22 protein-coding genes are annotated in these 26,707 nt (G+C 36.7%); 12 read left to right on the top strand and 10 right to left on the bottom strand.

Annotated features, from left to right (window positions below; translation table 11 throughout):
* Window positions 1–17 precede the first annotated feature (17 nt).
* On the bottom strand, window positions 18–545 hold the full coding sequence (gene idi, locus C8C84_RS07840) for an isopentenyl-diphosphate Delta-isomerase (protein ID WP_121313003.1): 528 nt from the start codon (window positions 543–545) through the stop codon (window positions 18–20).
* A 163-nt stretch (window positions 546–708) separates the two neighbouring features.
* Between idi and C8C84_RS07835 the strand changes: the two genes are divergently transcribed.
* On the top strand, window positions 709–1,803 hold the full coding sequence (locus C8C84_RS07835; protein ID WP_121313002.1) for a bifunctional methionine sulfoxide reductase B/A protein: 1,095 nt from the start codon (window positions 709–711) through the stop codon (window positions 1,801–1,803).
* Window positions 1,804–1,886: 83 nt separating this feature from the next.
* Here C8C84_RS07835 and C8C84_RS07830 read toward each other — a convergent pair whose 3' ends face one another.
* The 6 genes from C8C84_RS07830 to C8C84_RS07805 all read right to left on the bottom strand — a co-directional run bounded on the left by C8C84_RS07830 (window position 1,887) and on the right by C8C84_RS07805 (window position 10,068).
* The gene (locus tag C8C84_RS07830; protein WP_121313001.1) at window positions 1,887–3,467 is read right to left on the bottom strand and encodes an NADP-dependent glyceraldehyde-3-phosphate dehydrogenase; all 1,581 of its coding nucleotides are present in this window, start codon (window positions 3,465–3,467) and stop codon (window positions 1,887–1,889) included.
* 93 nt (window positions 3,468–3,560) lie between these two features.
* On the bottom strand, window positions 3,561–5,855 hold the full coding sequence (locus C8C84_RS07825) for a TonB-dependent siderophore receptor (protein WP_121313000.1): 2,295 nt from the start codon (window positions 5,853–5,855) through the stop codon (window positions 3,561–3,563).
* Entirely contained in the window at window positions 5,852–6,754 is a 903-nt protein-coding gene (locus C8C84_RS07820) for a FecR family protein (protein WP_121312999.1), read from the bottom strand. Before C8C84_RS07820 ends, C8C84_RS07825 begins: the two co-directional genes overlap by 4 nt.
* A gap of 11 nt (window positions 6,755–6,765) precedes the next feature.
* Entirely contained in the window at window positions 6,766–7,290 is a 525-nt protein-coding gene (locus C8C84_RS07815; RefSeq protein ID WP_121312998.1) for a sigma-70 family RNA polymerase sigma factor, read from the bottom strand.
* Between the two features lie 82 nt (window positions 7,291–7,372).
* Complete coding sequence (locus C8C84_RS07810; protein WP_121312997.1) at window positions 7,373–8,422, bottom strand: hypothetical protein; 1,050 nt, start codon at window positions 8,420–8,422, stop codon at window positions 7,373–7,375.
* An 83-nt stretch (window positions 8,423–8,505) separates the two neighbouring features.
* On the bottom strand, window positions 8,506–10,068 hold the full coding sequence (locus C8C84_RS07805) for an NAD(P)/FAD-dependent oxidoreductase (protein WP_121312996.1): 1,563 nt from the start codon (window positions 10,066–10,068) through the stop codon (window positions 8,506–8,508).
* A 73-nt stretch (window positions 10,069–10,141) separates the two neighbouring features.
* Here C8C84_RS07805 and C8C84_RS07800 point away from each other — a divergent pair, with 73 nt between their 5' ends.
* The 3 genes from C8C84_RS07800 to C8C84_RS07790 all read left to right on the top strand — a co-directional run bounded on the left by C8C84_RS07800 (window position 10,142) and on the right by C8C84_RS07790 (window position 15,542).
* Complete coding sequence (locus tag C8C84_RS07800) at window positions 10,142–10,378, top strand: hypothetical protein (RefSeq protein WP_121312995.1); 237 nt, start codon at window positions 10,142–10,144, stop codon at window positions 10,376–10,378.
* Window positions 10,379–10,553: 175 nt separating this feature from the next.
* The gene (locus tag C8C84_RS07795; protein WP_121312994.1) at window positions 10,554–14,933 is read left to right on the top strand and encodes a T9SS type A sorting domain-containing protein; all 4,380 of its coding nucleotides are present in this window, start codon (window positions 10,554–10,556) and stop codon (window positions 14,931–14,933) included.
* Between the two features lie 222 nt (window positions 14,934–15,155).
* Window positions 15,156–15,542: a hypothetical protein gene (locus C8C84_RS07790; protein ID WP_121312993.1), complete on the top strand. Its 387-nt coding sequence runs from the start codon at window positions 15,156–15,158 to the stop codon at window positions 15,540–15,542.
* Between the two features lie 146 nt (window positions 15,543–15,688).
* Here the strand turns inward: C8C84_RS07790 and recQ are convergent, their stop codons facing one another.
* Window positions 15,689–17,884, bottom strand: coding sequence for a DNA helicase RecQ (recQ, locus tag C8C84_RS07785; RefSeq protein ID WP_121312992.1), 2,196 nt, complete (start codon window positions 17,882–17,884; stop codon window positions 15,689–15,691).
* 86 nt (window positions 17,885–17,970) lie between these two features.
* Between recQ and C8C84_RS07780 the strand changes: the two genes are divergently transcribed.
* The 6 genes from C8C84_RS07780 to C8C84_RS07755 all read left to right on the top strand — a co-directional run bounded on the left by C8C84_RS07780 (window position 17,971) and on the right by C8C84_RS07755 (window position 22,276).
* Window positions 17,971–18,936: an SIS domain-containing protein gene (locus C8C84_RS07780; protein ID WP_199717113.1), complete on the top strand. Its 966-nt coding sequence runs from the start codon at window positions 17,971–17,973 to the stop codon at window positions 18,934–18,936.
* Window positions 18,936–19,751: a twin-arginine translocase subunit TatC gene (tatC, locus tag C8C84_RS07775; RefSeq protein ID WP_121312991.1), complete on the top strand. Its 816-nt coding sequence runs from the start codon at window positions 18,936–18,938 to the stop codon at window positions 19,749–19,751. The genes C8C84_RS07780 and tatC overlap by 1 nt, the downstream gene beginning before the upstream one ends.
* On the top strand, window positions 19,744–20,094 hold the full coding sequence (locus C8C84_RS07770; protein ID WP_121312990.1) for a carboxymuconolactone decarboxylase family protein: 351 nt from the start codon (window positions 19,744–19,746) through the stop codon (window positions 20,092–20,094). The genes tatC and C8C84_RS07770 overlap by 8 nt, the downstream gene beginning before the upstream one ends.
* Before the next feature lie 88 nt (window positions 20,095–20,182).
* The gene (locus C8C84_RS07765) at window positions 20,183–21,208 is read left to right on the top strand and encodes an alpha/beta fold hydrolase (RefSeq protein WP_121312989.1); all 1,026 of its coding nucleotides are present in this window, start codon (window positions 20,183–20,185) and stop codon (window positions 21,206–21,208) included.
* A gap of 68 nt (window positions 21,209–21,276) precedes the next feature.
* The gene (gene lptB, locus C8C84_RS07760) at window positions 21,277–22,017 is read left to right on the top strand and encodes an LPS export ABC transporter ATP-binding protein (RefSeq protein ID WP_121315008.1); all 741 of its coding nucleotides are present in this window, start codon (window positions 21,277–21,279) and stop codon (window positions 22,015–22,017) included.
* Window positions 22,018–22,048: 31 nt separating this feature from the next.
* On the top strand, window positions 22,049–22,276 hold the full coding sequence (locus C8C84_RS07755; protein WP_121312988.1) for a DUF5808 domain-containing protein: 228 nt from the start codon (window positions 22,049–22,051) through the stop codon (window positions 22,274–22,276).
* A gap of 9 nt (window positions 22,277–22,285) precedes the next feature.
* On the opposite strand, the gene C8C84_RS07750 is transcribed toward C8C84_RS07755, so the two are convergent.
* A complete protein-coding gene (locus tag C8C84_RS07750; protein WP_121312987.1) occupies window positions 22,286–23,005 on the bottom strand; it encodes a phosphatidylcholine/phosphatidylserine synthase in 720 nt (239 codons plus the stop codon).
* Between the two features lie 194 nt (window positions 23,006–23,199).
* Here C8C84_RS07750 and C8C84_RS07745 point away from each other — a divergent pair, with 194 nt between their 5' ends.
* Both C8C84_RS07745 and C8C84_RS07740 read left to right on the top strand, forming a co-directional pair.
* Window positions 23,200–24,183 (top strand): PorV/PorQ family protein, encoded by a 984-nt coding sequence (locus C8C84_RS07745; protein WP_121315007.1) that lies wholly within the window; start codon window positions 23,200–23,202, stop codon window positions 24,181–24,183.
* 6 nt (window positions 24,184–24,189) lie between these two features.
* Window positions 24,190–25,308 (top strand): DUF4105 domain-containing protein, encoded by a 1,119-nt coding sequence (locus C8C84_RS07740; protein ID WP_121312986.1) that lies wholly within the window; start codon window positions 24,190–24,192, stop codon window positions 25,306–25,308.
* Here C8C84_RS07740 and C8C84_RS07735 read toward each other — a convergent pair.
* Window positions 25,288–26,682 (bottom strand): exopolysaccharide biosynthesis polyprenyl glycosylphosphotransferase, encoded by a 1,395-nt coding sequence (locus C8C84_RS07735; protein ID WP_121312985.1) that lies wholly within the window; start codon window positions 26,680–26,682, stop codon window positions 25,288–25,290. The two genes, C8C84_RS07740 and C8C84_RS07735, sit on opposite strands and share 21 nt — an antisense overlap.
* Between the last annotated feature and the right edge of the window lie 25 nt (window positions 26,683–26,707).

The raw sequence follows: 26,707 nt of genomic DNA, 5'->3' as shown, positions 1-26,707 counted from the left end.
GAGTTGGGAATTAGGAGTTAGAGTTTATGATCTTCTAAGTAGTGGTAGAATTCATCAAAAATGATTTTGAACCAAACAGTGTAAATATCCGGATTTTGAATCATATCTTGGCGAACGGCTTCGATGCACATCCATTTCCAACTTTCGACTTCTTCCGGATTGATATTGGGTTCGTCATTGTAATACCCAATCATGACGTGGTCGAGTTCGTGTTCCGTTAAACCATTGTCAAATGGCGCTTTGTAGATAAAATGAAACAGTTCTTTCAACTCTGTTTTAAAACCCATTTCTTCATACAAACGACGACTTCCGGCTTGGATATTGGTTTCGCCTTCGCGTTGGTGACTGCAACACGTATTGGTCCACAACAAAGGTGAATGGTATTTGTGGTGTGCTCGTTGTTGCAACATGATTTCGTTATTGCTGTTCAACACAAAAACCGAAAAAGCACGGTGCAAAACCGCTTTTTCGTGTGCTTCCAATTTATTCATCAACCCGATTGGTTCATCTTGTTCGTTGACCAAGATTACTTTTTCTTCGACCATAGCTTTTATTAATCGTTCAAAAATACGAAAAAAATTCAGCCTTAATAATTAAGCTTGTCCAACAACCGTTAAACTTTCCTTAAATCACTGCAATTTGTAATCTGTCAGACATTTTACCTCGTAGATGTAGTGTAAATTTGTACTAGATTTTAAATCAATCGCTATGAGAAAATCGATTTGTAACTTTTTAGTTTTGTCCTCACTGTTTATGTTCACCGCTTGTGGCCAAAATAATAATTCAACAACAAAAACCATTGCTATGGAAAACGTCATTTCAAAACCTGAAAACCCTTATTATTCTAATACTGATACTTCTAAATTGGTGCTGTCCGATGACCAATGGAAAAAAGTATTGCAACCCGATTTGTATGCGGTAGCTCGAAAAGCGGATACCGAAAGAGCTTTCACCGGAACGTTATGGAAAAGCGAAACCAAAGGCACTTATTATTGTGCGGCTTGTGGTTTGAAACTATTCAAATCCGACCAAAAGTTTGTCAGCAGCTGCGGTTGGCCAAGTTTTTTTGAGCAAGACAATAAAAACAGCATCACTTTCAAAGACGACAATTCTTACGGCATGCGTCGTATTGAAGCTTTGTGCGGCAGATGCGACAGTCATTTAGGGCATTTGTTTGACGATGGTCCGGAACCAACCGGAAAACGTTATTGTATGAATGCGGTTTCTTTGGATTTTGTTCCCGATGGAACGGTGGCTCAAAACAAAGACAACTTGGAAACTATTATCATCGGTGGCGGTTGTTATTGGTGTGTTGAAGCCGTTTATGAAAACTTGACCGGCGTGGAAAAAGTAGTTTCCGGTTTCGCCGGCGGAAAAGTGGAAAACCCAAGTTATGAAGAAGTTTGTACCGGAACAACCGGCGCGGCTGAAGTAGTTGAAATTACTTATGATAAGACGAAAACCAATTTGGATGAAATTTTTCAAGTGTTTTTTACCGTACACGATCCAACGACTTTAAACCGTCAAGGCGCTGATGTGGGAACACAATACCGTTCGGTGATTTTTTATGCAACCGAAGAACAAAAGAAAGCTGCAGAAAGCATTATAGCCGAATTGAACAAAGAAGTTTTCAATAATAAAATCGTAACCACTTTGGAACCTTTTAAAGCGTTTTACAAAGCCAAAGACTATCACCAAAACTATTACGAAAACAATAAAGAACAACCTTATTGCCAAATGGTTATTCAGCCTAAACTGGAAAAATTTGAAAAGGTTTTTAAAGACAGATTGAAAAAGAAATAGTACTTAAATTCTAAACACAGATTTCACAGATTACCACAAATTTATCTGTGTTAATCTGTGAAATCTGTGTTCATTTTTATGTTTTATAAAATATAATCTGTGTTTATGAAATTAGATTCTTTGCTGTTGAGTAATTCCTGCAGAATCGCATTGTTATAGGCATTGTCTTTCGAAGCTACGAAAGTTCGAATAGAAAACGAACGCAAAGCATCATGTATACTTAATGTTCCTAATGCTGAATCTTTTCTTCCGGTAAACGGATACACATCCGGACCGCGTTGGCAAGAACTGTTTAAATTCACACGGCAAACCAAATTCACTAATGTATCAATCAACGGTGCAATGGTCTTGATGTCTTGTCCAAACAAACTCACTTGTTGTCCATAATTCGATTCCGCCATATCATTCAACGGTTCTTGAATGTCTTTAAAAGTCAAAATCGGAATTACAGGTCCAAATTGCTCTTCGTGATACACTCGCATTTCTTTATTCACCGGAAATAAAACCGCCGGAAATATATAATTCTCGGTTCGTTGACCACCTTTTTGATTGATCACTTTTGCGCCTTTGTCTTGAGCATCATCAATTAACTCTTGAATGTAATTGGGTTTGTCCTTTTCCGGAAGCGGTGTCAAGGCGACGCCTTTCTCCCATGGATTCCCAAAGGATAAAGCATCCACTTTTTCGGAAAATCGTCTATTGAATTTGGCAGCGATGGATTCGTGAACGTATAAAACTTTCAAAGCTGTACAACGTTGTCCGTTAAAAGACAATGTTCCAATAATGCATTCCTGAATGGCCAAATCCAAATCGGCATCAGGTAAAATAATCGCCGGATTTTTGGCTTCCAAACTGAGAATCAAACGCAAACGGTTTTTATTCGGATGTAAATCCTGTAAAGCAATCGCCGATTTACTATTCCCAATTAAGCCCAAAACATCTACTTTTCCTGATTTCATGATTGGTGAAGCGACATCTCTACCTCGACCGTAAACGATATTGATAACGCCTTTCGGAAAACTGGTTTGAAACGCTGTTAATAAAGGAGAAATCAGTAACACACCATGTTTGGCCGGTTTGAAAATCACGGTATTTCCCATGATAATAGCCGGAATCAACAACGAAAAAGTTTCATTCAACGGATAATTATACGGACCAAGACAAAGTACAACGCCTAATGGTCCGCGACGAACCATCGCATTAACGCCTTGGGTTTTGGTAAAACGTGCATTGTCTCGATCTAATTCTTTGTAATCTTCTATGGTGTCGTAAATGTATTCGACCGTTCTGTCAAATTCTTTCTCAGAATCGGGTAAAGATTTCCCTATTTCCCACATTAAGTATTTTACGACTTCTGAACGCGTAGCTTTCATTTGGGTCACAAAATTCTCCATGCATTTGATACGATCGCTAACTTTCATCGTTGGCCACAAACCTTGTCCGTTGTTGTAAGCGGCAACCGCGGCATCGACAACTTCATTGCCTTCGATCTCGCCCATAGCCGGAATCGAACCTAAAATCGTTGGCGCATAATGATCCGTGGAAGATATCGTAGAGAAAACCGGAGTAGTTTCACCTGTCCATTTTTTTAATTCGCCATTGACTAAATAAGTATCTTGATTTAATAAAGAGGTGATTTGAAATTCACTTGGAATAGTACTCATAAAAAATGTTTTTTATAAAGTTACTATTTTGGTTAAAACGCTCGACATCAATTGGCGGAAAGAAATTAACTAAATCGATGTAACTGACAACTTTTAGAAATTGACTCTAAAAAACACATTCGGCATAATCCCTAAAGAATAAAATTCCTGCATTGAATAACGCGGTGTAATAAAGTCGGATACATTGGCATAATTTCGTCCCAATTCCTTACTGATTAAAGCATTCCGGTTGTAGAGATTGTAAATCGATGCGCCAATCTTAAAGGTATTGCCTTTTTTATTTTGGAACTGATAACTGCCGGAAAGGTCTAAGCGATGGTAATTGGGCAATCTTTTGGAGTTATAAGAAGAAATTTCTCCCGAATCATTAATCGTGCTGAATGGTTTTCCGCTGTGCCAAAACCAACCTGCGGTAAACAAAAAGTTGTCCCATTTTTTATTGAAAGCCAAATTAAAACTGTGTTTAATATCGGCATTGGAAGGAAAATAATTCCCTTCATTCAAAGCATCAAATTGATTTTGTGAATCCTGATACGTATAAGTTATCCAGGCGCGCCAAGACGCTGTGCTTTTTTGAAGCAAAATATCAACGCCTTTGGTGAAGCCTTTTCCGTGGTTAATTTCATTACCATTTTGGCCTAAAAAGCCCAAGGTAAATGAAGTAATTCCGGTAATCGTTTTATAATAGGCGTCAACATCTAAAAGCCAATTATTCTTTTTGAAAATGATACCCGAAGTAAACTGATTCACTTTCTGAATTGGGTATTCGTTATCATCGGAAAGCACCCAAACGTAATTTTCTAAACTCAAATCGTTGGCAGCACTTTCGCGTACTTGGCTCAAAATCTGACTTCTTTGCTCATACGACGCTTGCCAAATCAGTGATTCAGAAATTGTTTTTTGAAGCAAAAATCGAGGTTCGAAACTCGAAGCTTTCATTTGGCTGTAAAAATTATAACGCAAACCGGGTTGGATAAGCCAACTGCCAACATCTTTTTTAAAATGGGCATATCCGGCGTGAGTGACATTGTACAAATGTTTCAAACTCAAAACCACGCCAATGTCCTGATTGTAACTGTTGAACAAATGCGAAATATCATTTCCGAACACTTGGTATCCAAAATCGAAATTGGATTGGCCTTTGATTTGGTAACTAAAATTTATTTCCGCACCCGAATCAACTACTCTATTTAATTTTTTAAACGCTTCGAATTTATTGGTGTCATAATCTTGTTTTTTGAGGTAATCAAAGCTATAAAGCGAATAAAAAATTAAAGTTCTCTGAATGAATCTCTGACTGTATTTTTGGGTCCAATTCAGACTAAAACCATAGTTCTCGATGTTCATTTTTTGGTTGTTGATGCTATCGGTTTTGATGATATTTCTATAATCCAAATCATTTTTGATGACCAAGCTTGAAAGTGAAATCTCGGTTTTGTTATTTGGCTTAAAATTTAATTTGGCGGAATAATCATGAAATTTGAATTGGTTGTTATTGTCAAAATCCTCCAAGTTAATATTCTGAAAAACCTTGTTTTCTAATTGATTGAAAGTCGGTGATTGCAGCCATTCCGTATACGATTTTCTACCCGAAAGTTGCAAACCTAATTTTTCTTTAACCAAAGGCATTTGGACATAAACATCCGCATTTAGGGCATTAATTCCTGCATTTATTTTGGTTTTACTCGAAATTTTATCGGTGGATTTGATGTCGATGATGCCGGAAACTCTTTCACCAAACTTTGGATTTACGGCTTTATTATAATAATTCACCGTTTGCTCTACATTCGGATTGATACTCGAAATCATGCCGAATAAATGTCCGGGATGATACAACCGAATGCCATCCATCAGTATCAAATTTTGGTCGGAAGTACCACCGCGAATGTACAAACCTGTGGCGGTTTCGTTTGGACTTTTCACACCGGGTAATTGTTGCAATGACTGTAAAATATCGGCATCGGTAATTCCGGGAAGCGTTTGGACTTTTTGAGGAGAAATGATGTAATGTTGGTTGGTTTTCTGTATGCCTTTCGCCAAAAACTCTTCGACTATGACTTCTTGTAGCGGAATCACTTTCTCTGAATTCACAGCAGTTTCAGCTTGGTTAATCGAATAAAATCGGTCGTTGATTTGGATGACTTTTAAAGTCGATTGCTTTTCAATTTCTGTATTAATTTCGGCTAAAGTGTAAAGCTTTTTTGGAACAGAAAATCGATGAGAAACCACTAACGAATCGACATAAGAATATTTAACCTCAAAAGCTTTCTCGAGATCGGAAAGCACTTTGGTGAGTTTTGCATTGGTATAAATAAAAGACTCTTTTTTTTGTGACCAAGAAAATGACATCCAACACAAAAAGAAGCCCAACAAAACTATTTTTTTCATTCAGAAATGATAATTTTTCCTGTACTGTCTTTGCTAAATTTTAAATGCAACGGCAAACAAATGGTTTGCAACGCCACGGTTGGTTCATTATGGGTAAATGTTCCGGTGAATTTTATATTTTCAATGGTATTCGGGTATTCGACAGCAACATTGTATTGGTTTTTAAATTGCTCAATTACATAACGCATCGGCACATTTTTAAAGGACGATTCGCCGGAAATCCATGACGGTTTTTCCGAATTCAATTCTGCCCAATTTTCAGAAATACCGTTATAAAAACGAACACTTTCGCCATGTGTTAAAATGGTTGATTTTCCTTTTTGGGTAACTTGCACTTTGCCTTCATAGCACTTTACTTCGAAGAAATCTTGGAAAGCAATCACATTAAATTTAGTTCCCAAAACTTTAATATCGCCAAGCGAAGTTTCTACTGTAAAAGCACTTCCTTTTTCGACTTCAAAAAAAGCTTCCCCATCTAATTGCAAAGTTCGGTTGTATTCGAATGTATTACAATAGGTCAGTATTGATTTGGCATTCAATGACACTTTAGAATTGTCGGCTAAAGTTATTATCTCGGTATTTCCAAAATCGGTTGCAATTTTATTTTGGGCAATAAAAAAGTGATAAATCCCAAACATTACCAACAAGCAAGCGGCAATAGAAGCATAACGCCAAAGCGGAATGACTTTAGTTTTAGCTTGCTTTTTATCGACTAATTTTTGTTGGATAGCGCTAAAGTTTTGTTCCAAATCGGGATTGCTGATTTCAAAATCGTTTAGTGTATTTTTGATTTGTTGGAACGCTGCAAAATCATCCGCAGAAACCAATTGTTTTAATTGTTCATCGGTGATTTTGTTGGCTAACCAATCGGATAAATACGTTTCGTTTCTCTCTTCCATCTTATTATTTTTCAAACGTTTTTGACAACTTTCCTAAGGGACAATAAGGCTTGATGCATTCGTTTTTCTACTGCTTTTACCGATAAATCTAAAGATACTGCGATTTCAGTATAGGACTGATTGTCGAAACGGTTCATTAGAAATACGGTTCTTTGCTTTTCGGGCAAATCGTTGATGGCTTTTTCCAATTGGGTTTTCAATTCGGTTTCCTCCATCAAAAACTCCGGTGATTCTTTGTGTGATGATTTGGGTTGGAATTGTATCTCAAAATTGTTCACTACCTGATGGTGCTTTATTTTATTCAGTGAAAGCCTAATCGCTGTGGTGTACAAAAAGCTTTTGGCTTGTTCGGGTTGGATGATGCCGCAATTTTCCCAAAGTTTGACAAAAGCATTTTGGGCTACATCTTCGGCGCTTTCCATATCGCCTCTGAATTTATACACCAAAAAGTTCCGCAACACTTTAAAATTAGTGTCAAATACCGAGCGGAATACCGATTCGGAGCAGAGCTTTGTATTTTGGTTTTCTTCTTTCATAGCTTAAATTACAGACACAACCTTAACAATAAGGTTGTGTCGTAATTAACTTTAATCTTTCCCAATTTTATTTTTAATCAATTTAATTACAACTTAAAACTACATCCCAAAAAGCAGTTTGATTAGCAATTGTAACCACAAACGAACCGGTTGGAGTAGTGCGATTTATTGTCACTGGATAAACAAAAGCAGGAACATCCGATTGGTTTGGAAAATAATACTGTAGCAATTCACCATCATTATTAACTGTTACCAAAGCGCCTTGATGTTGAATCTGAACAGGATAATTCATTGTAAAACAATCACCTAACGTGGTTGCAAAAGTTTCTACCGCTGTAGTATTACAAGTTACAAAATCAGCTTCGGTAAAACCGTCACATAAAGCGAAACAAGCATTCGAATACATTACAGTTCCATTGGTTGTTTCAACGCAAACCGGATTAAAATCCGCAGTACAAATACAAGAGCTTCCTGCACAATCATTATTAATTTCAAAAAACTCATATAAATCATTGACTACTATTGTTAACCCATTTTGTTCAATTGAAATAGGGAATACTATATTTAACTGGTAAGTACTTACTCCTGTAGGTGTTGAAACATATTGCATCAATTCTACTTGGGTTTCAATTACTACTGTTTCGTTATTGGCATTGATAATCGATATCGGATAAACAATATCATAACACGTAAAATCAAAAACAAAATTATTTACCGTTGGAAAATTACAATCTAAAATCAAAGCGAAAAATTCTGCTTCATCATCAATAGTCGTAATCACACCTTCTTGTTGCACTTGAAATGGAAACTGAATGCCTTCAAAATAAAAAGTACTCGTTTCACTAGTTAAAACTGCAATTAATCCTTCGTAAGAAGAAACTGTTACCACCGTTCCATTGTTATAGGAAAGATTGAGCGGAAAAACAAAATTGAAACAAAACGCTTGGTCTTGAGTAGACAATTCATTTTTTCCGTTGATGTTGTTTGCTTTTTTAATTTCGTTTAAAGTGGTTCTTAACGAAATACTTTTAGAAGTAACCACTTCGTTTTCTACCGGATCATTATCGGTACACGAATAGAAACCTGCGACCGAAACGGTCAAAAGCAATAGTAAAATTTTAATCTTTTTCATCTTATTTATAATTTAGTGTTTAAAGGTTAGACAACACAAAATGCCGTCACCCTACTTTTTTCTAAATAAAAATGAAATATAATTTATTTTGAGAGACTTAGTGCAATTTTAAGTGCACATTTTTCACCGTCGATAGCGGCAGAAATGATTCCTCCGGCAAAACCGGCACCTTCGCCACAAGGATATAACCCTTTGATTTGCAAGTGTTCGAGCGTTTCATTGTCACGCGGAATTCTTACCGGAGATGAAGTTCGGCTTTCCGGTGCGTGAAGAATCGCTTCATTGGTCATATAACCACGCATCGATTTTCCGAACTGGATAAAACCTTCGCGCATGATTTGGGTTAAAAATCCGGGGAAAACTTGTCCCATCTCTACAGAAGTCGTTCCGGGAACATAAGAAGTTTTCGGAATGGATGCGGAAACTTTATTTTGGGTAAAATCGACCATGCGCTGTGCCGGCACTTTTTGTGTCTGACCAGCCAGATGCCACGCTTTTTGCTCGATGCTTTTTTGGAATTCCATTCCGGCTAAAGCTCCGAATTTGGCGTAAGGCTTGAAATCTTCGAGTTTTAATTCGACTACAATGCCTGAATTTGCGGTAGCTTGATCGCGTTTGGATGGCGACCAACCATTGGTTACCACTTCCCCCGGACTGGTAGCACATGGCGCAATTACGCCACCCGGACACATACAAAACGAATACATGCCGCGACCGTTGACTTGCTTTACAATAGAATAAGGCGCCGGTGGCAAATGTTTGCCTCGGAAATCGCAACTGTATTGGATTTTATCGATTAATTCTTGCGGATGTTCGGCGCGAACGCCTAATGCAAAAGGTTTGGCTTCGATGAAAATCTTTTTTCTATCGAGCAATTCAAAAATATCACGAGCCGAATGTCCAGTGGCCAAAATGACTTTGTTAGCCGAAATCGTATCACCCTTTTGGGTTATGATTCCTTGCATTTCATTATTCTTGACTACAAAATCGGTGACACGGGTTTCAAATAAAACTTGTCCACCGCACTCGATTATTTTCTCACGAATGTCTTGAATGATTTGCGGTAACTTATTGGTACCGATATGCGGATGCGCTTCGACAAGAATATCAGATGTAGCCCCAAAACCTACTAATAATTGTAGAATTCTGTCGACATCACCACGTTTTTTGGAACGCGTATATAATTTTCCGTCAGAATACGTTCCCGCACCACCTTCGCCAAAACAATAATTAGAATCTTCGTTGACAATATGGTCGACATTAATCGCTTTTAAATCGCGGCGGCGACCTCGAACGTCTTTGCCTCGCTCAATTACTATTGGTTTCAAACCCAATTCAATCAACTGTAAGGCTGCAAAAAGTCCGGCCGGACCTGCGCCTACGATAATTACCTCTTGAGCATTGGAAACGTTTTTGTATTCGGGAAGTTCGATTTTTTGTTCGGTATATTTTTCATCAATCAGATAGACCAAAACTTTAAGATTGATTTTTATTGCTTTTTGACGCGCGTCAATTGAACGCTTTAGAATTACCACTTTATGAACCAATTTAGTAGAAACTCTAACTAATTGAGCTACATTCTCATAGAGTAATGTTTCGTTATTGGCAGTCTCGGGAGAAACTTGTATGAGTAATTCTTGTGGCATTGGATAATTTTTGGCAAAAGTAAGAATTTGAAAATTGTTATCGTAATTTTGCCAAAACTACATTGAAACTAAAATGTCAAGACAAATTAAACTCATTTGGGATTTCCGTGGTCCGTCTTCTGCAAAAACAGCCGAACATCATGAAATTCATTTAAAGGAATATATTGCTATTGAAAAACTTCCTATCAATATTACCGGATTTGAAATTAAAAACGAAATGTATGCTATTGCTTTTATGGTCGTGACGGATGAAAATATGATAACTGTTCGGGATACTTTGAAGCCTCATCGTGGCGAAATATATCAGTAATCAGATTGCAGAAAACATAAAGAAGATTTAATAGTTCTATTATTGTAAACCCTAGTAAAACAAAGGAAAAAAGCTTTAAAAAAGCTTTAAAAATTCTGCCATTTTGAAAGTGTAACGTATATTATATAGGATATAAGTAATTAGATTTGGGTAATTAACTAAATCATCTAATCCTATGTTTTTAAACTACATTTTTAAAAATCTTTTGAACCGAGATAACAATCGGGCTAAAAAAAGTTTTTTTTCAGTTGTGATGTTATTGCTTGTCCTATCAAGCGGGCATTCTCAGACGACTTTTACTTCAGTACAGTCGGGTAATTTTACCGACCCTACTACTTGGGGCACTGCTACTGCACCAACTTCAACAGACAATATTATTATCGCTTCAGGAACAACAGTGCTCCTTGATGATTTGATAACGATTAACAACGCCACCATTGGTGGAATATTAGAAAGCGGTTCTAACTCTGCTGATTTTATCATAACGGGCAATTTGACTGTTAACTCAGGTGGTTTGTTTGATGGCGTTTTCTATTATGATGCAGGTGGTTGGGGTTATGACAAAGCAACACAACTTACAGTAGCAGGAAATATCACAAACAATGGTAGGATTGATTTGTCCATTGGCTCAAATTATACCCCTGAAGGTGCTTTGAATTTGAATGGCTCAACAGTGCAAACCGTTAGTGGTTTGGGTACTTTTGGTGGTACTTTGTATTTAACAGACAATTTAAATACCGGAGCCGTTATTAATCAGTTGATTGTTAATAATACAAGCACAGCTACTCCAAATATAATTTGGGGATTTAACAATATCAAAATTAGAAGTGTACTATCACTTACCAATACCCGAGTTAACTTGGGCACAAATAAAATGACCATTGGAAATTACGCTACAGCTACTACAACTATTGCTGTTGGCAGTGGTTTTTTAAGCGGTACAATCGGAAGATGGTATAGTATTTATGACAACCCTACTGCTATAACACCAGGTACTGATTATTACAGCAGTAATACAGTATTTCCTTTTATCAGTGCAAACGGTAAAAATAGATCCGCATTTATTTCAAGACCAAGTGACCCAAATGCTTCAGGAACATCAGGAGAACTTTCGGTGACTTATTATGATGAACCGGGAGTAGCTTCTGGATTTTCTGTTGCTGATGGTTCTTATACGGTAACTGATATTTATGAAGGTGCATGGACTATCGCTAAAGATGGCACTTATGCTTTTCCTATCGGGAATCATGCTATAGCTTTTGTAGCTCAGGACGCTTATTTAATCAAAAATGGTAATTCAAGAATTATTAAAGTAGACGGTACAACAATTGGCAACCATCAAACGGGAACCGTTACACCATTTGCTTCAAGACTAAATCTTTCTGATTCCGATTTAAACAACACTTTTCAAGTGGGTTATAATGCCGCTTTAGATACTCCGGTAACATCAGTACAAACCGGTGATTGGAATACTGCTTCAACATGGAGTAGTAACAGTATACCATCTTGCTCAGATACTGTAACTATACTTTCAGGACATACCATAACAGTAAACGCAGCTGGTTCTGCAGCGGGTGTAAATATATCTGTCGGTGCTTCTTTGGTGAGTGATTTAAATACTTTGACTGTTGGTTGTACTAATAATAACGCTACCTTTTTCAATGCAGGAACTTATACCATGAACGGCGGTTCTCTTATAGTAAACGGTAATGTTCTACATGCTAATGGCAGTACATTCAACCAAATTGCCGGTGATATTATTGTTGATGGTAATCACAATGGTGACGCAGCTACCAGTACTGTCCAAACACTTTTCAAAATTGGAAATTCGACTTTAAACTTAACGGGAGGTTCAATAACTATTGTTGATCCTGCGGTTTCAAGTACGACTTTAGCAACGACTCATACTGCCACGGAGATTGTTCCTTGTACTGGATGGTTGTGTTGGTATCCTTCAAGTGTGACTTTAGATTCTGTTGATGGATTGTCTGTGGGGCAAATTATAGTTGGTGCTGGTATTCCAGCAGGAACTACCATTGCTAATATCAATTTTGATGGTTCAATCAATACCAATCCAAGTTTACCGTTAACAGGGTTGACTTTACCTTTGACTTTAACTTTCTATGACGTATCCTATTCTCCTTCAGCTTTTGTGTATGAATCAAACAATCATTATGCTGTCGGAGCTAATCATACTTTGAAAATCGGAGATGGAATATCAATCGAAAAAAGCACTGTAACTACTAATGGATTCAACTGTAATTTCAGAGCCGGAGAAGGAACGCTTTCATTAAACAACTTAATTGTGAATGCTCCAGACGCTACTAATCGTTTTGTTAATTTAGATTCCAGCAATCCTAATAACATTTCAATAATGAATGTTCAAAATGATTTTACCATCACACAAGGAAAAGTAAAAGGGCAAGGCGTTGATACTTATTTTGGTGGAAACATTACCAACAACGGAGCTTTAAATTTATACAACAATACTTATTTTGGGAACTACATAGAGGGAACTTCTGTAGCTACCACTAAAGCTCAAACCATTTCCGGTACAGGTACATTTAATGCACAAACGGAAACAATGTTGAATACACCAGATAATACTGGTTCTGTTTCTCAACTTAGAGTTAATAATACTAGTACAGAAGGTGTCACTTTCATGGTGCCTTTTAATGTAGTTTCTTCTTTGACAATGACTGAAGGAATTATCCATACGTCATCAACCAGTGTTTTAACCGTTGGAGCTCCGGCAATGTCATATACAGCTTCTTTAACAGGTAACTTTGGTGAAACTTGTTATGTAGATGGTCCATTTGCTAAAGATATTGGTGGTGGTCAAAATGCCAATGATTTAACCAATGGTTCAGGTTTTATAGATAAATTCTTTTTCCCTGTTGGAAAATCATCTTATGCTCCTATCTGGGTTGCTGTTACTACTCCTTCGGGAGGATTTGGAAGTCCAGGAACTAATTTAAAAGTGGAAGCTTTTGACACAAACACCGGTACAGCTTCTGCAAACATTGCACACTTGAGTCAAAACAGATGGGAAGTTTCAAAAACTGCTGGTACAGTAATCGATTTCAATATTAAAGTCGCCGATGCAAACGCAATTGAAAGCAGCATTATTGTTCAAGCACCTTCAGCTGCCGGAATTTATGACAATGATTTTGGAATTACGGCAACTTTTGAATCAGGAACACCAAATATGTTAACGTCTAATACTAATCCATTGCCTTTTGCTGATTTTGACGGATTCTTTTCTACCGCAAGACAAGCAGAATGTTCTACAGTGACTCCGGGCAATACCTTATCCACAGAAACAAATATTTGTGGTGGTAAATCGGTTACTTTACGTTTAGAAAATGTTGTGGTAGGAGAAGGAATAACTTACCAATGGCAAAGTTCTACCACAGATTCAAACTATGTTGACATTGACGGCGCTACAGCTACAACAGCTTCAGTGGCTCCGGTAGAAAATACTTATTATCGTTGTAATGTTACTTGTTCGTTTAGTACAACAACCGTAGCTTCTACACCAATTCAAATTACATTAAACAATACTATTACCGCTACTACACCGGCAACAATTTGTCAACCAATAGATACAGCTACTTTATCGGCAACCTCTTCAGCAGGTGATGTAAAATGGTATACTGAACAAACCGGTGGCGCTGCATTAGCAACAGGAAACTCGTTTACAACTCCTGTAATCACAACAACTACAACTTACTTTGCAGGAACAGAATCAACCACTGCAGGTACAGCCGGTTTAGCTTATACCAATGATGGTTACGGTTCAGGAACTCTTGACAGAGGTTTGGCCTTTAATTTATCGAATTCCATTATTTTAAATTCGGTTAAAGTTTATCCGCAACAAAACCCTGGTGGAACGGGAGTGGCACCAATAACAATAAAAGTGTTCCAAAATGGTATTCAAGTACCGGGAACTGGTGATGTTATTTTTACACCGGATACTGCTTCCGGATGGTCTCCAACTAATACGGCTCAAACCGTTACCCTAAATTATTCGTTACCAGCAGGAGATAATTATACGCTTCTAATTACCGATGGCGCTTCTTATGATAATGCTTTGGCTTATACTAGTCCGTTCCCAAATCCTTACCCGGTTAACAATGGTGCTGTATCTATTGTAGGAGGATTTGCTTATGGTGATATTGATACTTATAGCTATTACTTCTTCTTTGATTGGAATGTGACCGAAATATGTTCTTCAGCGAGAGTTGCGGTTACAGCCACTGTACAAACTGCAGAAGAGTGTGATCTAGGAAATCCAACTTCCCAATTATTATCCAGAGTGGTGGCGTATCCAAATCCATATACCTCAACCTTCAAATTAGACATTCAAACCAATAATGCTGCAGATGTTGCAATCAAGGTATACGATATGGTGGGAAGATTAATTGAGTACAGAACTGTTGGTCATAATGAATTATCTAATGTAGAAATCGGCAATGGTTATCCATCCGGAATTTACAATGTATCAGTTACCCAAGAAGGAAAAGCAAAAACCCTTCAAGTGATTAAAAGATAAAACTAAAGTTATTGCAATAAAAAACCGTCTCCTACCGAGGCGGTTTTTTTTTATTCTAGTTATAGATTACACCTGTAAATTATTATTTTAGTTCTGCGCTCAATTATGCTTTATTACAGTATGATTCAGAGGTAATTTATTAGATTTGTTTTAGCACATATTGCAAATTCGTGCATTGTATATATTGACAATCATAAAGCAACTAAACCTAAAAAAAATAATATGAATTGGTATAATTTAGTTTTCTATCATATTTTTAAAAGATACTATAAAGATGGTAAATATAAAAATGACATTCCTTCGTTAACAGCTTCGGTTATTGTTGGCGTATCATCGTATTTTTATATTATATGCGGATTGATTTTAGGTTACTATTTTTTTGTAAGCAACAATGTTCCTTTTCTATATAAACATCCAATAATTGTATTAGGATTTACTTTTACTTTAATAAACTATTTATGGTTTACTAATAAAAAGCGATATCTAAGTATTTACGAGCATTATAAAAGATCTTCAGCTAATAATAAAATAACCGAAATTCTATCTTGGTTATACATTATCTTAGGTTTTGCTTCTGTGCCATTAGTAGCCCTTCTTATCAGACAATAAACAAAGAAGAGTAATGTTTCAAAATTAGTGACGAAACATTTTTCAATCGTTTAATACTTTATAAAACAAGTAATATTAAAAAACGGCTACTTTCACAAGTAGCCTTTTTTGTTTATAATATTTAAATGAAATCTGCTTTCTAACTTCTAATTCGCCACTTCACTAATAAACTTAATTCTCATCAAGCGTAATTCTTCGATATCATAATCGCCATCAAATTCTTTTAACGCGTCTTCAATCTTATCAGATTCAGAATCCATAAAATACTCATGAATTTCTTCTTGCTGCTCTTCGTCCAAAATTTCGTTTATCCAATAGCTGATATTCAATTTGGTTCCCGAATAAACAATTTGCTCCATTTCTTTGAGCAAATTATCCATCGTAAAGCCTTTCGCTTTGGCGATATCTTCTAAAGACAATTTTCTGTCAATGTTCTGAATGATGTATAATTTATTGGCCGAATTGGCTCCGGTAGATTTTACCACCAAATCATCCGGACGAATGATATCGTTGTCTTCTACGTATCTTTCAATAAGTTCAACGAATGCTGCACCGTACTTTTTGGCTTTGCCTTCACCTACTCCATGAACATTACTCAATTCATCAATGGTGATTGGGTATTTCAAAGCCATATCTTCCAAAGAAGGATCTTGGAACACTACAAATGGTGGAACACCCAATTTCTTAGCGACTTTTTTACGCAATTCACGCAACATGCTCATCAAAACTTCGTCAGCTGTACCGCTTGATTTGGCTGCGGTTACGATGGCTTCATCTTCGCTTTCGCTGTATTCATGGTCTTCAGACATCAGGAAAGAAACCGGATTTTTAATAAAGGCATGTCCTTTGTCAGAGACTTTTAAAATTCCGTAGGTTTCAATGTCTTTGGTTAACAATCCATCTACTAAAACCTGACGAATCAATGCCATCCAATAGCGTTCATCAAAGGCTGAACCACAACCAAAAAAGGTTTGGGCATCAGTTCTATGGGCCTTTATGGTAGCATTTACTCTTCCAATAAGCGTAAATACAATTTCTTTTGATTTGTATAAATATTTGGTATCGCGAACGACTTCCAATACCATTTTGACTTGGTCTTTGGCTTCGACTTTCGATTTTGGGTTGCGAACATTGTCATCCATATCGGCACCATCACCCGTTTCGCTGTCAAATTCTTCTCCGAAATAATGCAACAAAAACTTACGTCTCGACATCGAAGTTTCAGCATAAGCCACAACTTCCTGAAGTAATGCAAAACCAATCTCTTGCTCAGCAACCGGTTTGCCCGACATGAATTTTTCTAGTTTTTCAACGTCTTTATAAGAGTAATAAGCCAAACAATGACCTTCGCCTCCATCGCGACCGGCACGACCGGTTTCTTGGTAATAACTTTCTAAGGATTTTGGAATGTCATGGTGAATTACAAAACGAACATCCGGTTTGTCAATTCCCATTCCGAAAGCAATAGTCGCCACCACCACATCAACATCTTCCATCAGAAACATATCTTGGTGTTTGGCACGAGTTTTAGCATCCAAACCGGCATGATATGGAACGGCTGAAATTCCGTTTACTTGAAGTACTTCGGCAATTTCTTCTACCTTTTTACGGCTCAAGCAATAAATGATGCCCGATTTGCCTTTGTGTTGCTTAATAAAACGAATGATATCCGCTTCTATATTTTTGGTTTTGGTTCGTACTTCGTAAAATAAATTCGGACGGTTAAAAGACGCTTTAAAAGTCGTTGCGTCAGACATATCCAAATTCTTCAGAATATCTTCCTGTACTTTTGGCGTAGCCGTAGCTGTTAAACCGATTACAGGCACGTCGCCTAATTGCTTGATAATGTGTCTAAGATTTCGGTATTCAGGTCTGAAATCATGTCCCCATTCTGAAATACAGTGCGCTTCATCTATCGCAACGAAAGATATGGTCACACTTTGCAGAAATTCTACATATTCTTCTTTGGTCAAAGATTCCGGTGCCACATAAAGCAACTTGGTAATTCCTGAAGTAATATCTTTTTTTACCTGATTGATTTCGGTTTTCGTCAGTGACGAATTTAACACATGCGCAATCCCATTTTCAGAAGACAAACTTCTAATGGCATCGACTTGATTTTTCATTAAGGCAATTAGTGGTGAAACCACAATCGCTGTTCCGTTTTGTATTAAGGCCGGTAATTGATAACAAAGTGATTTTCCACCGCCGGTTGGCATTATAACGAATGTATTATGTTTAGTAATAATACTTTTGATGACTTGTTCCTGTAAACCTTTAAATTGGCTAAAACCAAAATACTTTTTTAATTCTTTGTGGATGTCAATTTCGTCTAAATTCATTCTGTGTTAATGGTATTTTTACATAAATTTGCAAACATAAAGATACGACTTTCTTTCATACATACAAATTTTATATTATTTCAATTTTGATACCTAAAGAAACCATTTTAGCCTCTGCCAAGAAGACCATATTATCAGAAAGTGAAGCCATTGCAAAGCTGGTAGATTTTGTAAATGACGATTTTGTCAAAACTGTTGAAATCATATACAATGCTTCCGGAAGATTAGTAGTGACAGGAATTGGCAAAAGTGCCATCATCGCACAGAAAATTGTCGCCACACTAAATTCGACCGGAACGCCATCCTTATTCCTCCACGCTTCCGAAGCGATTCATGGTGATTTAGGTATGGTTCAACCCGGTGATGTGGTGATTTGTATTTCTAAAAGCGGTAACAGTCCTGAAATTAAAGTTTTGGTTCCGTTATTGAAGCGTTTTGGCAACAAATTAATTGCCATTACCGGAAACACGACTTCGTTTTTGGGCAAAGAAGCTGATTATGTTTTGAATACGTATGTTGAAAGCGAAGCTTGTCCGATTAACTTGGCACCAACCAACAGCACAACCGCACAATTAGTCATTGGCGATGCGATTGCGGTTTGTCTAATGGAAATGAGAAACTTTACCGCAGAAGATTTTGCCAAATACCATCCCGGTGGTGCTTTGGGTAAAAAATTATTATTACGTGTCGGCGATATGCTTGACACTACTCATAAACCGATTGTGGCTCCCGATTCTAATATCAAAACCGTAATTATAGAAATCTCTGAAAAACGTTTAGGCGTTACCGCTGTAGTTGACAATCATAAAGTTATCGGAATCATCACTGATGGTGACATCCGAAGAATGCTGAATAAAACCGAAAACATTTCAGGTTTGGTTGCACAAGATATTATGACCGTGAATCCGAAAATGATTAAATCAACCGATATGGTTAGCGATGCTTTAAATATTTTAGAAGATTTCTCGATAACGCAATTAGTGGTGGTAGACAATGGCGAATACAAAGGCGTTTTACATTTACATGACATTTTAAAAGAAGGGATTGTATAATGGCTAGAAAACCTATGGGCGAGATGTCATTCTTAGACCATCTTGAAGAATTAAGGTGGTTATTGGTAAGAAGTACTTTGGCGATAGTAATTATTGCCTGCGCTTGTTATTTTATTGATGACTACATTTTCGACCAAATCATTTTTGGACCAAAAGACCCCAACTTTATCACGTACCGATTTTTTTGTCAATTAACGCGTTTTTTTGGTGTAGATGATACTTATGCCTGTGCTACAGAATATTCGTTTATCATACAAAACACCGAAGTTGGCGGACAGTTTTCCATTTACTTGTGGATATTAATCACAGCCGGTTTTATACTTGGTTTTCCTTATATCCTGTATGAATTTTGGCGATTTATCAGTCCGGCACTCTATGAAAAAGAACGCAAAAACGCCGCGCTTTTCATCATCATCTCTTCTTTGTTATTTTTCATTGGTGTGCTGTTCGGTTACTTTGTAATTGTGCCTTTATCGATTAACTTTTTTGCCACCTTTAATGTGAGCAACGCCATCGTCAATCAGTTTACTATTGATTCCTATATCAGTATGATAAAGACATCAGTAGTAGCGAGTGGATTGGTTTTTGAATTACCGATTATCATTTATTTCTTAACCAAATTAGGACTGGTAACACCGGCTTTTTTGAGAAAATACAGGAGAGCGGCCATCGTGATTATTTTGATTGTAGCCGCGATAGTAACTCCTCCGGACATCCCTAGTCAGGTTGTGGTTTCGATTCCGATATTGATTTTATATGAAGTGAGTATTTTAATTTCCGCAGTAGTGGTAAAAAAAGAAAAAGAAAATGTCTGATTTAGTAAAAGAATTTAACGACTATCGTTCTAAGATGAACGAAAAGTTATTGGCTGACAATAACAAAATTGTAAAACGAATTTTCAACTTGGACACCAACGCCTATGCCGAAGGTGCTTTGGATGTTAAAACCAAAGAACTTTTGGGTTTAGTAGCTTCGACAGTTTTACGCTGTGATGATTGTGTGAAATACCATTTAGAAACCAGTTATAAAGAAGGCGTAACCAAAGAAGAAATGATGGAAGCCATGGGCATTGCCACACTAGTTGGCGGAACCATTGTTGTACCTCATTTAAGAAGAGCTTACGAGTTTTGGGAAGCGTTGGAAGAATCGAAGCTGTAAGCCGAAGAGCATAAACTAGTCTAAATAATTGTTAAAGAGTAGCCTGCTGATTTGTTAATTTGTTTTATTTGCCAACAAATTATCATCCATGAAACTACCTTTTTTTCTATTACTATTGATTTCTCCTTTATGCCATAGCCAAACCTTATTTGAACACGAAAAAGAAATCCCCAATAAGGACCATTACATTTGGGAAGAAATAAATTTTAAAGTACAGGATCAAAAGGACGATATTCAGCTTTCCGGAACACTTATCTGTCCGAAAACCAATTGGGATATAGCCTTAATTATTGTCCCGGGTTCAGGAGCAGATACAAGAAACAGCCATTTTCATCTCACCGAAGCACTACTAAAGAACAATATTGCCGTTTACCGATACGATGAAAGAGGCATTGGAAAATCTACCGGAAAATTCAATAAAGCCAATTACACCATCTCAATGATGTCGGAAGAATTAGCGGCTTGCATCCAAACTTTAAGACAAAACAAAACACTCTCCGAAAAAAAAATTGGCCTTTTAGGACACAGTCAAGGCGGAATGGTTACCATACAAACCTATGAAAATGGGCTACCGATAGACTTCATGGTTCAATGGGCAACTCCTGTTCAAAAGCATGGAGAATTTATCAAATTCCAAATAAAAACAGGTCAGAATACTTTCAAAGAAGACATAAAATTCGATGAAATTGATAAAAAGCTCGAAATTGTGGAAGCATTGCATCAAGTAGTTGAAGCCAATAAAGAGGACGACAATTGGACTTTAAGCAAAAAACTGGATAAAACTGCCAAAAAAATTGGGTATACAAAAGACCATTACACAAGATTCCCTTATCTTACGTTTGCGTGCGAAAAGGATATCGTGCGGAAAAACTTTGAACCCGTTTATAAAAATATCAAAATCCCGGTTTTATACATCATTGGAACAAAAGATACTTATGTAGATTCCAATTCTGAAACAAAATTGCTGGAAAGTTTTGAAAACAATAATATTACGATTAAAAAAATGGATGGACTTAACCATTATTTAACCTCAACAAAATTGACCCTAAACAATTTATATGAAATCGATGAAAACGCTTTGTCTGAAATTATAAATTGGATAAAAATAAGATAACATCACTCGATTTTGTTCCTTACCTTTGCAAAGTTCGAGTCGGCAGCCAAACAAATAACCAGTTAAGAATGAAGTTACGCGCAGAAAATTTAGTCAAAACCTACAAAGGCAGAAGTGTTGTAAAAGGCATCTCGGTAGAAGTGAATCAAGGAGAAATTGTTGGGCTTTTGGGACCAAATGGTGCCGGAAAAACAACTTCTTTCTACATGATTGTAGGCTTGGTAAAACCCAATTCGGGAAATATTTATTTGGACGACATGAACATCACCGATTTCCCGATGTACAAACGCGCTCAAAACGGCATTGGTTATTTAGCACAAGAAGCATCGGTATTTCGAAAGTTGAGTATTGAAGATAATATTTTAAGTGTTTTACAACTGACCAAACTAAGCAAAGAAGAACAAGTGGCCAAAATGGAAAGTCTGATTGCCGAATTCAGTTTGGAACACATCCGAACCAACCGTGGAGACTTACTTTCCGGTGGTGAACGAAGAAGAACCGAAATTGCACGCGCTTTGGCAACCGATCCAAAATTCATTTTGTTAGATGAACCCTTTGCCGGAGTTGATCCTGTAGCGGTAGAAGACATTCAAAGAATTGTAGCCCAATTAAAAAATAAAAACATCGGAATTTTAATCACTGACCACAATGTTCAGGAAACTTTGGCAATTACTGATAAAACCTATCTAATGTTCGAAGGTGGCATCCTAAAAGCCGGAAACCCTGAAGAATTGGCTGCTGACGAAATGGTACGAAAAGTCTATCTTGGACAAAACTTTGAACTTCGTAAAAAGAAATTACATTTCTAAAATAAAAGAATAATAAATAAATCTTTTGATTATGGAAAAGATTTCTGAAGAAACACTAAAGAATTGGCACAAAAATCCAAAGTATTGGAAGCTCGGTCTTTTTTACTACAACAAAGAAGATAAAAGACTTTTAGTAGATAAACGCAATCCAAATTACGGAGCTACTCTTAATTTTGCTCACAAAAAATCATACTGGTTCCTATTAATAATATTTTCGTTTTTCGGATTTATAGTGTATATGATAACTCGAAACCAATAAAAAAGCTTCCTAAACGGAAGCTTTTTTGTTTACTATATTATTGAAAACCGACAGTAGAACATACAGAAGAATAATCAACGGAACTGCCAGTATCTTGAGGAAAATCAGCATCAAAACTGAGATTACCAAAAAGAAAATCTGCAACTTATATTTGGCAAAGCTAAAATCCTTAATCTTCAAGGAAAATAATGGGATTTCGGCATTCATAACGTAAGCGCTTAAAAATGTTATCCCCAATAAGAACCATTGATTTAATAAAACTTCTGCTAATATATGATTTGGATAAGCCGCGATTACCAAAGGTAGACTTGTGATAAACAAAGAGTTAGCCGGTGTTGGCAAACCTATAAAAGAATCCGATTGTCTGGTATCAATATTAAACTTGGCCAAACGATAACAAGCACCCAATGCAATTATAAAACCCAGATAAGGCATATAACCTTGAATCGGAGCATGAACATAGTTCCCAGCCAACAAATATACCATCACTAAACCCGGAACAACACCACTCGTCACCATATCAGCCAACGAATCTAATTGCACGCCAAGCGGTCCGGCCACGCCAAACTTTCGGGCAAAAAAACCATCAAAAAAGTCGAAGAAAATCCCTAGAGCTACAAAATAAAAAGCCAAGTCAAATCTGAAATCTGAAACAAAAACCAACGCCACGCAACCACTAAACAAATTAAGCATCGTAAACAAGTTGGGAATCTGGGCTTTGATATTCATTAGTGATGATTGTTATTTTTAAAGAAATACAAATTTAATACAATAAGTTGCAGACTTCTGCGTTTTATATTCAAGATTTTTATGTGATATTTGTAAAAAGAAAAATTGCCTTGAAAAAAACGATTGCTATTCTGCTACTTTTCATTAGCCTAATTACTCATGCTCAAGCCGTTAGAAAATATTCCAATGAGTTTATGAACATAGGCGTAGATGCAGCAGCTTTGGGTATGTCCAATGCTGTAACTGCTTTTACAGGTGATGTCAATTCGGGTTATTGGAATCCGGCCGGAATTTTGAAAATTGAAGACAGCGAAGCCTCTTTAATGCACGCCAGTTATTTTGCCAATATTGCCCAATATGATTATGCGGCTTACGCCAAAAAAATAGACGACCAAAGCGCTTGGGGTGTTTCCTTGATTCGTTTTGGGGTCGATGACATTCTAAATACTACCCAATTAATAGACAGCGAAGGCAATATCGATTACAACCGAATCAGTTTGTTTTCTACAGCCGATTATGGCTTGACTTTTTCTTACGCCCGAAAAATGAAACTCGAAGGGTTCCAATATGGGATTAACGCCAAAGTTATCCGAAGAATCATCGGGGATTTTGCCAATTCTTGGGGATTTGGTTTTGATGCCGGTTTGCAATTCGACAGAAACGATTGGCATTTTGGCTTAATGTTGCGAGACATTACAACAACCTATAACGTTTGGGCCATCGACGAAGACAAATATGAAGAAATCAGAGATGCAGTCGAAGGTCAAAATCAGGAATTGCCGGAAAGTACCGAAATTACATTGCCAAAAGCCCAATTGGGAATCGCCAAAAAATTTGAATTCCACTACGATTATACTTTATTGGCGGCTGTTAATTTGAACATGCAATTTGCCCGAACCAACGATGTTATTTCGACTGATGCTGTAAGTGTTGATCCTGCGATTGGATTTGAATTTGGTTACACCGACTTGGTTTTTCTTCGCGCCGGTGTTGGGAATTTCCAAAATGTCGAACAAATCGACGGCTCTAAAAAAGTAAATTTCCAACCGAATATTGGCTTAGGCTTTAAATACAAAGGCATACAAGTTGATTACGCTTTGACCGATTTGGGTGACCAAAGTGCGGCTTTGTATTCCAATATCTTTTCGGTTAAAGTAGATTTGAGTATTTTTAGATAAAAATTTATGTTGAAAAAAGCGCTTTTCCTTCTACTACTTACTTTCAGTCTAAACACTTTTTCACAAACACCAAAGCTTTCTGAGAATACCCAAGTGAGCATTTTTACTTGTGGTCGTGGTGAACAATTGTATTCTACTTTCGGACACACAGCCTTGAGAATTAAGGATGAAGTTAACCAACTCGATGTCGTTTTCAACTATGGTGCTTTCGATTTCAGGACTGAGAATTTCTACTTAAAATTTGTCAAAGGCGACTTACAGTATTTTATGAATGTGACTTCGGTGGAGGATTTTATTTTGGAATACCAAATCGATGAAAGAGAAGTCATTGAGCAAACCATCAACTTATCATTACCACAAAAACAAAAGCTTCTTGACGAATTAAGTGCGGCTCTTTCCACTTCCGAAAGATATTATACTTATAAATTCATCGATCGAAATTGCACCACTATGGTCAATGAAAAAATCAATGGTTTATTGGGTCAAGCCCAAATTCAGAAAGTGGATGACAAGACCATCAGTTACAGAACATTGCTTTATCCTTATTTTGAGAATTACTTTTGGTACAAACTCGGCATCAATATTGTTTTTGGAGCCAAAACTGATGCCAAGGCGGAAAAGTTATTTCTTCCGATAGAATTGATGCATGGTTTAGACAAAGCTACAATAAACGGAAAACCCTTGGTAACGGCAAAGAAAACTTTGGTAACAGGAAGTACAATCGAACCTCAATTTTCCTTTTTCAACAGTATTTATGTCATTATTGCTTTCTTGGTTTTGGTCATTGTTATCAACAAACGTTGGTTGTTTGTAAGCTATCTTTTCATTTGCGGAATGCTGGGTGTTATTCTTTGCTTGATTGGATTGTATTCCCAACACCAAGAATTGTTATGGAATTACAACGCGCTCTTATTTAGTCCGCTATTTTTGGCCTTACCTTTCTTGAAAGAAGAAAAGCTTAAAAGAATTTGTAATCTTTCTATAGCGCTTTTATTCGTTTACACGATTTTTATGATCAACAAACCTCATTTGTCTATAATGTTGCCATTTATATTGGCTGCTTTCTATATGCTTTTGAAAATCAAAGGAAGAAACCCTTTGAAACTATTGACCTCGGTAAAATAAAACCGTACTAAAGGTTTTAAACATAATGTTAAAGTCAAGGAACAAACTTCGGTGTTTGATATAATACAAGTCGTATTGCAATTTGATCAAACTATCATCAATCGTGGCACCATAGGAATAATTGACTTGAGCCCAACCTGTTAATCCGGGTTTAATCACATGTCGCGTTTCATAAAAAGGCATTACTTCGGCAATTTCACTAACAAAAACAGGTCGTTCAGGTCTTGGTCCAATGACTGCCATATCGCCTTTTAGGATATTTAAAAATTGAGGAAATTCATCAATCCTTGACTTGCGCATGATTTTCCCAAAAGGTGTAATCCTTGAATCATTGGAAGTAGCAAAAACGGCGCCGTCACTTTCGGCATTTTTAATCATTGTGCGAAATTTTACAATATTAAAAACCTCTCCGTTTTTCCCAACTCTTTCTTGTGTATAAAATAGTTTTCCTTTGTTCCCAAAAAGATTACCAACAATCACCAAAGGAATTAAAAAGGCTCCGATGGCTAAACCAGTAATGGAAATTACAATTTCTAAAAATCTAACCACAATGAGGTACAAATGATTTTGATTGCTTCGGCTGAAAGGGAAATACCTGTAAAAGTCGCGCGATACATATTGAACCGGAATCCTTTGCGTTATTGCCTCATAAACTTGAGTATACTCTCTAATGATATAACCGTTTTCGAGCAAATGAATGAGTTGATTATACAGTTTCACCGTGATTCCGTCTGTTTTTTGTGAAGCTATCACCACTTCCGAAATTGAATTCTTCTTTGCAAATGACTTTAAATCATTAATCTCAACATTTTTAATGTTTGGAAAAATATCATTATTGATATTGGCACTATCTGAATTTACAAAACCTAACACGCGGTAGTGCGGATCAGCGTTTTCCAAACCATCAACTAATTCTTTCAATTGTTCTTGATCACAAATTAGGATTACTTTTTTTTGAAATCGATTAGAGGCAAAAAAACGCACATATACCATGCGCCAGGTAAACAAAGCCAAAAAAATCGCGATAAAAAAGAAAAAGATTTGGATACGATTAGATGGTAAAACCGGCGTATAAATTGGGGTTAACAAGTACAATAAAACCGTAGTAGAAGAAGTCAGTATGATACTTTTTATTACCTGATATTGGTTACTCGCTACTTGCAAATTGTACATTTCAAACACAGAACCAATAAAATTCAAGTAAATACCTAAAACAATGGTCCAATAAAAGTTACTAGTGGAAATATTAAAATAATTAAATTGAAAAACTATTCCTACCAAGTACAATGAAACGAGTACAGAGATAACGTCGAAAAGTCTCAAAAGAATTTTTCTTTCTGAAACTTCAAAATGTATGTCCTTGTATTTGTTCATGTTATGGGTAACCAAATATTTTTGA

The organism is Flavobacterium sp. 102 (assembly GCF_003634615.1).
Taxonomy (GTDB): Bacteria; Bacteroidota; Bacteroidia; order Flavobacteriales; family Flavobacteriaceae; genus Flavobacterium.
This window is presented reverse-complemented; position numbering and strand designations above follow the sequence as displayed.

Coding starts and splice junctions, on each gene's coding strand:
- C8C84_RS07735 (WP_121312985.1), bottom strand. CDS start 26,682: ATGAACAAATACAAGGACATACATTTTGAAGTTTCAGAAAGAAAAATT.
- C8C84_RS07830 (WP_121313001.1), bottom strand. CDS start 3,467: ATGAGTACTATTCCAAGTGAATTTCAAATCACCTCTTTATTAAATCAA.
- C8C84_RS07810 (WP_121312997.1), bottom strand. CDS start 8,422: ATGAAAAAGATTAAAATTTTACTATTGCTTTTGACCGTTTCGGTCGCA.
- C8C84_RS07805 (WP_121312996.1), bottom strand. CDS start 10,068: ATGCCACAAGAATTACTCATACAAGTTTCTCCCGAGACTGCCAATAAC.
- recQ (WP_121312992.1), bottom strand. CDS start 17,884: ATGAATTTAGACGAAATTGACATCCACAAAGAATTAAAAAAGTATTTT.
- C8C84_RS07790 (WP_121312993.1), top strand. CDS start 15,156: ATGAATTGGTATAATTTAGTTTTCTATCATATTTTTAAAAGATACTAT.
- C8C84_RS07820 (WP_121312999.1), bottom strand. CDS start 6,754: ATGGAAGAGAGAAACGAAACGTATTTATCCGATTGGTTAGCCAACAAA.
- C8C84_RS07770 (WP_121312990.1), top strand. CDS start 19,744: ATGTCTGATTTAGTAAAAGAATTTAACGACTATCGTTCTAAGATGAAC.
- C8C84_RS07800 (WP_121312995.1), top strand. CDS start 10,142: ATGTCAAGACAAATTAAACTCATTTGGGATTTCCGTGGTCCGTCTTCT.
- C8C84_RS07825 (WP_121313000.1), bottom strand. CDS start 5,855: ATGAAAAAAATAGTTTTGTTGGGCTTCTTTTTGTGTTGGATGTCATTT.
- lptB (WP_121315008.1), top strand. CDS start 21,277: ATGAAGTTACGCGCAGAAAATTTAGTCAAAACCTACAAAGGCAGAAGT.
- C8C84_RS07745 (WP_121315007.1), top strand. CDS start 23,200: ATGAACATAGGCGTAGATGCAGCAGCTTTGGGTATGTCCAATGCTGTA.
- C8C84_RS07755 (WP_121312988.1), top strand. CDS start 22,049: ATGGAAAAGATTTCTGAAGAAACACTAAAGAATTGGCACAAAAATCCA.
- C8C84_RS07740 (WP_121312986.1), top strand. CDS start 24,190: ATGTTGAAAAAAGCGCTTTTCCTTCTACTACTTACTTTCAGTCTAAAC.
- idi (WP_121313003.1), bottom strand. CDS start 545: ATGGTCGAAGAAAAAGTAATCTTGGTCAACGAACAAGATGAACCAATC.
- C8C84_RS07750 (WP_121312987.1), bottom strand. CDS start 23,005: ATGAATATCAAAGCCCAGATTCCCAACTTGTTTACGATGCTTAATTTG.
- tatC (WP_121312991.1), top strand. CDS start 18,936: ATGGCTAGAAAACCTATGGGCGAGATGTCATTCTTAGACCATCTTGAA.
- C8C84_RS07795 (WP_121312994.1), top strand. CDS start 10,554: ATGTTTTTAAACTACATTTTTAAAAATCTTTTGAACCGAGATAACAAT.
- C8C84_RS07815 (WP_121312998.1), bottom strand. CDS start 7,290: ATGAAAGAAGAAAACCAAAATACAAAGCTCTGCTCCGAATCGGTATTC.
- C8C84_RS07835 (WP_121313002.1), top strand. CDS start 709: ATGAGAAAATCGATTTGTAACTTTTTAGTTTTGTCCTCACTGTTTATG.
- C8C84_RS07765 (WP_121312989.1), top strand. CDS start 20,183: ATGAAACTACCTTTTTTTCTATTACTATTGATTTCTCCTTTATGCCAT.